2 protein-coding genes are annotated in these 1,151 nt (G+C 32.2%); both read right to left on the minus strand.

What is annotated here, in order from left to right:
• Positions 1 to 110 precede the first annotated feature (110 nt).
• Entirely contained in the window at positions 111 to 848 is a 738-nt protein-coding gene (erm(B), locus tag AACL61_RS06490) for a 23S rRNA (adenine(2058)-N(6))-methyltransferase Erm(B) (RefSeq protein ID WP_072574838.1), read from the minus strand.
• A gap of 124 nt (positions 849 to 972) precedes the next feature.
• On the minus strand, positions 973 to 1,056 hold the full coding sequence (locus tag AACL61_RS06495; RefSeq protein ID WP_001814874.1) for a 23S rRNA methyltransferase attenuation leader peptide: 84 nt from the start codon (positions 1,054 to 1,056) through the stop codon (positions 973 to 975).
• Positions 1,057 to 1,151 lie beyond the last annotated feature (95 nt).

Genomic DNA, 1,151 nt, shown 5'->3' on the forward strand with positions numbered 1-1,151 from the left:
GTCGTTACAACATTCCATTAGAAAGAAGGACCTTTATGGGCACCACTATCTTATCATTTTCAGACCGCATTGTCATCGAAACGCTTCGTCATGAAAAGCGACTCATAGAATTATTTCCTCCCGTTAAATAATAGATAACTATTAAAAATAGACAATACTTGCTCATAAGTAATGGTACTTAAATTGTTTACTTTGGCGTGTTTCATTGCTTGATAAAACTGATTTTTAGTAAACAGTTGACGATATTCTCGATTGACCCATTTTGAAACAAAGTACGTATATAGCTTCCAATATTTATCTGGAACATCTGTGGTATGGCGGGTAAGTTTTATTAAGACACTGTTTACTTTTGGTTTAGGATGAAAGCATTCCGCTGGCAGCTTAAGCAATTGCTGAATCGAGACTTGAGTGTGCAAGAGCAACCCTAGTGTTCGGTGAATATCCAAGGTACGCTTGTAGAATCCTTCTTCAACAATCAGATAGATGTCAGACGCACGGCTTTCAAAAACCACTTTTTTAATAATTTGTGTGCTTAAATGGTAAGGAATATTCCCAACAATTTTATACCTCTGTTTGTTAGGGAATTGAAACTGTAGAATATCTTGGTGAATTAAAGTGACACGAGTATTCAGTTTTAATTTTTCTGACGATAAGTTGAATAGATGACTGTCTAATTCAATAGACGTTACCTGTTTACTTATTTTAGCCAGTTTCGTCGTTAAATGCCCTTTACCTGTTCCAATTTCGTAAACGGTATCGGTTTCTTTTAAATTCAATTGTTTTATTATTTGGTTGAGTACTTTTTCACTCGTTAAAAAGTTTTGAGAATATTTTATATTTTTGTTCATGTAATCTCTCCTGAAGTGATTACATCTATAAACAAATACAGAAGTTAAACGATTTGTTTGTAATTTTAGTTATCTGTTTAAAAAGTCATAAGATTAGTCACTGGTAGGAATTAATCTAACGTATTTATTTATCTGCGTAATCACTGTTTTTAGTCTGTTTCAAAACAGTAGATGTTTTATCTACATTACGCATTTGGAATACCAACATGACGAATCCCTCCTTCTTAATTACAAATTTTTAGCATCTAATTTAACTTCAATTCCTATTATACAAAATTTTAAGGCAGATTGTAAAATTTAAGT

The sequence above is a fragment of the Limosilactobacillus reuteri subsp. porcinus genome (assembly GCF_036621895.1).
Lineage (GTDB): Bacteria > Bacillota > Bacilli > Lactobacillales > Lactobacillaceae > Limosilactobacillus > Limosilactobacillus reuteri_J.

Bases quoted from the DNA above. Each gene is read 5' to 3' on its own strand.
- AACL61_RS06495 (WP_001814874.1), bottom strand. From the start codon at position 1,056: ATGTTGGTATTCCAAATGCGTAATGTAGATAAAACATCTACTGTTTTG.